Here is a 4876-nt window from a genome sequence, read left to right as displayed (position 1 = left end):
GGGTGCATGTACAAATGGTAGGGGGGGGGTATTGGCTTGGACGTGCCCAGCGGCAGCTGTTTCGACGGTTGCCACTTCCTGAAATGCGACCTCCGTTGGTTCCCAAGGCTGCATGGGCGGATCGAGCGCTGCACATTTCAGGACTGCAAGTGGAAGACCGCCATGTTCTGGAGCAACGACCTCGTGGCCAACCGCTTTCTCGGGGTGGTTGACTCACTCACCATCTGGGGTCGAGAGGTCCCGGTGATCCCCGGCACACCCGTACGCGAGGGACCGAACCTCATCCTCGGCAATGACTTCCGGGACGCTGATCTACGGGGCCTCGGACTACGCGCAGAGGTCCCGGTCCGCGACCAGCTCTGGCCGGAGGGCCCACACTGTGCGGTCGTTGACCGGGTACCGGAGCGGGTGGTGCAGTTGCAGCGCCGGCTGGACGGCCGAACCGACCCTGAGTCAGCGGCGCTCCTCAGACAGGCGGACTGGTACCAACGGTGGGCTGACCCCGAGACGACCCAGACCGTGGGGTGGCTCCGCTGGAACGACCCGATCATGCCCGAGGACAACAACCGGTTCCTCCGTGCGCTCGCGGAACTCGATCTCGACGATTAACGCGCATCGGCACTCAGTGTGCGGCGACTCGGAACGGCCATTCGAGTTTGTGCGGGCATGCAGAGGACTGGGCGATTCCCCTGACTGGCAGCCCCGGTACGGCAGAGTTGGGTCATGGCCGCCGCCCCGTGGAACGACTCCAGCAACGCACAGCTCGCCGTCCTCATCGATGCCGACAACGCGAACCCCTCGATCATCGAGGGCCTCCTCGCCGTGGTGAGCCGCTTCGGGGTCGCGAGCGTCAAGCGGATCTACGGCGACTGGACCCGGCCGAACCTCGGCAGGTGGAAGGAGACGCTCCTCGACTACTCGATCCAGCCGATCCAGCAGTTCGCCTACACGTCGGGCAAGAACGCCACGGACAGCGCGATGATCATCGACGCGATGGACCTGCTCTACACCGACACCTTCGACGGCTTCTGCCTCGTCTCGAGCGACAGCGACTTCACCCGGCTCGCGTCCCGCATCCGCGAGTCCGGCAAGCGGGTCATCGGGTTCGGGGAGGAGAAGACCCCGCGGCCGTTCGTCGTCGCCTGCGACCAGTTCATCTACACCGAGATCTTCAAGGACAAGGGCACCGACGTCGCCACGCCCGCCCGAAAGCAGCTGACGAGCACGCAGCTGCGCAAGAACGCCGGTCTCGTGAACCTCTTCCGGGCCGCCATCGACGCGGCCTCGGGCGAGGACGGCTGGGCGGCCCTCAGCGTGGTCGGCGGCCTCATCCAGAAGCAGGCGCCTGACTTCGACTCGCGCCGCTACGGCTACCAGAAGCTGAGCGACCTCGCCGAGGCGATCGGCCTGTTCACCGTCGCCCGGGACGGCGGGACGGTCCTGATCTCCGACCAGAAGCCGAAGCGCCCGGTGAAGTCGACGAAGACGGCTGCGGAGATGACCGCAAAACTCCCCGGCTGACGTCGACGCGGGGCCCTCAGCCGTCCTGGCCGCCGGTGATCCGGGCGGCTTGGGCGACCACGTCGATGAGCTGGCCGGTCCGTTCCATCGTCCGTCGCTGACGGGTCGCGCCGGTCCCCCGCGACCACAGGCGCTCGACGCCCGCCTCGACCACGAGCCGGTCGCCGTCGGCGTCCAGGGCCGGCGACACGTAGGCCACGAGCGCGGCCACCACGTCACGCGCCGGCGCCGGCCGCATCGTTCGGGGGTCGATCAGCTGGCTCTCGACGCCATACCGGGCCGCGTGCCAGGCCGCGACGCGCAACAGCGAGGTCGCCACGTCCGGAGCGGGCTCGCCCCGCCGCCACTCCCGGGCCGCCGTCTCGACGAGACCCCGGCACAGCGCCGCGACGAACACGGTGTCGGCCACGTCGAGGCACACATCGGCCGCGCGGATCTCGACCGTTGGGTAGCTCACCGCCAGCCGGGCATCCCAGTAGACCATCCCCTCGTCGAGCGCCGCCCCGGTCGCGAGCAGCGCGTCCACCGCCGCCCGATACCCGGCCGCGCTCCCGAAGCGGTCCGGCGGACCGAACGACGGCCACAGCGAGAACGCCTGGGAGCGATAGCTGGCATAACCGGAGTCCTCCCCTTGCCAGTAGGGCGAGTTCGAGCTGATCGCGAGCAGCACCGGCAGCCACACCCGCGCCCGGTCGAGGACGCCCACCGCTTCCTCGTCGGACTCGACGCCGACGTGGACATGGCAGCCGCAGGTGAGGTGGCGCCGCCCCGTCAGCCCGAGCAGCTCTTGCATGCGCTCATAGCGCGGGGACGGGACCGCCCGCGGCTCGACCGGCATCGGCGACGTCGCAAGCGCCGCCACGCTCGCTCCCACCTCGCGGGCCAGTGCTCGGGCTCGCCCCCGCCAGTGCCGCAGCTCTGCGTCGAGCACTGCCAGGTCCTGCACCGGGGAGGTGTGGATCTCGATCTGCTGCTGCTGGAACTCACCCTCCACGGCACCGCAGGGGACGATGCCGACCTTCGCCAGGGGGTCCTCGCCGAGCGCCTCGGCCTCCTTCGCGAGCACCACTCCAGAGACCGACATCGGCCGGCCCGTGCGCACGTCGACGAGGAGCAGCTCCTCCTCGACGCCGACCGTGCGCACCATGCACCAACGCTAGTCGCGAAGCGGCGATCAGAAGACGGATTCGCCACCTGTCACACCGACGATGGTTCCCGATACGTAGCTCGCGTCGGACGGCGACGCGAGAAACACGTAGGCGGGTGCCACCTCGGCCGGCTGTCCGGCCCGTCCGAGGGGGGTACTCGCGCCGAAGGTCTCGATCTTCTTCTCGGGGCGCGTCGCAGGCTGCAGCGGTGTCCAGATCGGTCCCGGCGCGACCCCGTTGACCCGAATCCCCCGGGGCCCAACTGCTGTGCGAGGTTGATGTGCTCCTCGGCCATGTGCTCGATGCCGGGTCCGCTCTTGTCCCAATGGAATCCGGCGTTGTTGACGAGGATGTCGAGTCCGCCGAGCTGCTTGACCGGCTCCGCCACGACCTGCTCGCACGTCTCCCGGTCCTGGATGTCGCCCGGCACCCGGACGCCCTTCCGCCCGGCCTTCTCGATCCAGCCGATCGTGTCCTGGGCGTCGGACTCCTCGGGCTCGAGGTAGTTGATCGCGACGTCGGCCCCCTCGCGGGCGAAGGCGATCGCGACGGCACGCCCGATCCCGGAGTCGCCGCCGGTGATGAGCGCCTTCATCCCCTTGAGCCGGTCGTGCCCCTGGAAGGTCTCCTCCCCATGGTCGGGGACCGGGTTCATCTGCTGGAACGAGCCCGGCGGCTCCTGGGTCTGGGCGGGAAAGCGATGCCGCCGCCTCCAGACTGGGCGCGAGGTGAGCTTCTGCTGGGACAAAGCTGTGCGAATACGACTATGGCGCACGTCACAGTGAGCACTGTTCGCTGCAGGGGTAGTCACGAGCCGTCTCCTTTCGCATCTTGAGTTGCACTTCTCAGGAAGTCGTGACACGGTCGAAAGACCGAGACCGGGTCAAACCACGCGCCCGCTCAGTTTCACCGCACTATGCAATGAACGGAGCCCAGCGCGATGTCTTCGACGACTTCAACCTTCGCCCGTACGTCCTCGAAGTTCTCCGCCGCTCGAAGTGAGCGGTCCGACCGCGACCAGCGGACCGAGGAGTGCTTCGAGCAGATGCAGGATGCGACCCCCGCCGAGCGGGAGGCACTCGAGGACGAGATCATCAGCCTCAACATCGACTTCGCGGACCGGATCTCCCTGAGGTTCCAGCGCCGCGGCGTGGAGCGAGAGGACCTCGTCCAGATCGGCCGGGCTGCCCTTGTGGCAGCGATGCGCCGCTACCGTCCCGGCTCCGGCCGGAACTTCACGTCCTTCGCGGGTCCGACGATCCGCGGCGAGCTCAAGCACTACTTCCGGGACGCGACCTGGTCCGTCCGGCCGCCCCGGAGGCTGCAGGAGCTGCGTGCCGATGTCCGCGAGAGCCGCGAGCGGCTCGAGCAGGACCTCGGCCGGACGGTCACCCACGCCGACGTCGCTGCCGACCTCGACCTGCCGGAGACGGCAGTACGCGAGTGCGTCTGCGCGGAGGCGGCCTACCACTCCCGTTCGCTCGACGCGCCGACGCGCGACGCCGAGGCCGGGTCCGCTCCCCTGTCGGACATGATTGCCGCCGAGGGGGACGACTTCGCCCGGGTCGACGACGTGCTCAGCGTCCAGGCCGCGATGGCCCACCTCGAGGACCGCGAGCGCCAGATCCTCTGGTGGCGCTACGTCGAGGGCTGCACCCAGGCCGAGATCGGCGAGCGGCTCGGCGTGAGCCAGATGCAGGTCTCCCGCCTGCACCGGGCGATCCTCGAGCGGCTCCGCGAGGACCTCGAGCACGAGCCCGAGCCGAAGCCGGTTGTGGCTCCGCGCCGTCGTCGCAGTGGCGTCCGGCGCGCCAAGGCAGCCGCACTGCTGCGCGGCGAGCACCGGCTGACGGCCCAGCCCACGCTGCGAGCGGTCTGACCCTCATCGGGAACGGCGATGGTGGCGTGCGCGAATTGCGCACGCCACCATTGCTATTCGGGGATCAGTTCCCGGGCTTGCCGAGCAGGACCATGCCGTCGGAGGTGCCGAGGACCTGCCAGTGCTGCTGCTTGAGCACGGTCACGAAAGGCGCCTTCTCTTCGAGCAGGGCGACGCTGCAGGCGGTTCGCTCTACGAACGCCTGCCATCCGGGAGAGCCAGCCATTGCGCCTCGGTAGTCCTCGATGAAGCTCGGCGTATGGATCTCGACCCTGGTGTCGAAGACGACCTTGAGGTCAGGGTGCCGATAGATCAGCCAGCCCCCGAT

General features: G+C 68.9%; 5 protein-coding genes and 1 pseudogene. 3 read left to right on the top strand and 3 right to left on the bottom strand.

Annotated elements, in window-relative coordinates; genetic code table 11:
* Nucleotides 1-36: 36 nt before the first annotated feature.
* Nucleotides 37-609 (top strand): hypothetical protein, encoded by a 573-nt coding sequence (locus tag ACTHJJ_RS15990; RefSeq protein WP_440303937.1) that lies wholly within the window; start codon nucleotides 37-39, stop codon nucleotides 607-609.
* A gap of 114 nt (nucleotides 610-723) precedes the next feature.
* Nucleotides 724-1521, top strand: a complete 798-nt coding sequence (locus ACTHJJ_RS15985) for an NYN domain-containing protein (protein ID WP_440303936.1) — start codon at nucleotides 724-726, stop codon at nucleotides 1519-1521.
* A 16-nt stretch (nucleotides 1522-1537) separates the two neighbouring features.
* On the opposite strand, the gene ACTHJJ_RS15980 is transcribed toward ACTHJJ_RS15985, so the two are convergent.
* Together ACTHJJ_RS15980 and ACTHJJ_RS15975 are read right to left on the bottom strand one after the other, a co-directional pair.
* Nucleotides 1538-2668, bottom strand: a complete 1131-nt coding sequence (locus ACTHJJ_RS15980; RefSeq protein WP_440303935.1) for a carboxylate-amine ligase — start codon at nucleotides 2666-2668, stop codon at nucleotides 1538-1540.
* 27 nt (nucleotides 2669-2695) lie between these two features.
* Nucleotides 2696-3417: pseudogene (locus ACTHJJ_RS15975) on the bottom strand (SDR family oxidoreductase).
* Nucleotides 3418-3609: 192 nt separating this feature from the next.
* Here ACTHJJ_RS15975 and ACTHJJ_RS15970 point away from each other — a divergent pair.
* On the top strand, nucleotides 3610-4548 hold the full coding sequence (locus ACTHJJ_RS15970; protein WP_440303934.1) for a sigma-70 family RNA polymerase sigma factor: 939 nt from the start codon (nucleotides 3610-3612) through the stop codon (nucleotides 4546-4548).
* Between the two features lie 64 nt (nucleotides 4549-4612).
* On the opposite strand, the gene ACTHJJ_RS15965 is transcribed toward ACTHJJ_RS15970, so the two are convergent.
* Nucleotides 4613-4876, bottom strand: a 264-nt coding sequence (locus tag ACTHJJ_RS15965; protein WP_440303933.1) for a hypothetical protein, incomplete at its 5' end; no start/stop codon positions are given.

It is taken from the genome of Intrasporangium sp. (assembly GCF_051961875.1).
GTDB lineage: Bacteria > Actinomycetota > Actinomycetes > Actinomycetales > Dermatophilaceae > Intrasporangium_A.
This window is presented reverse-complemented; position numbering and strand designations above follow the sequence as displayed.

Bases quoted from the DNA above. Each gene is read 5' to 3' on its own strand.
- ACTHJJ_RS15985 (WP_440303936.1), top strand. From the start codon at position 724: ATGGCCGCCGCCCCGTGGAACGACTCCAGCAACGCACAGCTCGCCGTC.
- ACTHJJ_RS15980 (WP_440303935.1), bottom strand. From the start codon at position 2,668: ATGGTGCGCACGGTCGGCGTCGAGGAGGAGCTGCTCCTCGTCGACGTG.
- ACTHJJ_RS15970 (WP_440303934.1), top strand. From the start codon at position 3,610: ATGTCTTCGACGACTTCAACCTTCGCCCGTACGTCCTCGAAGTTCTCC.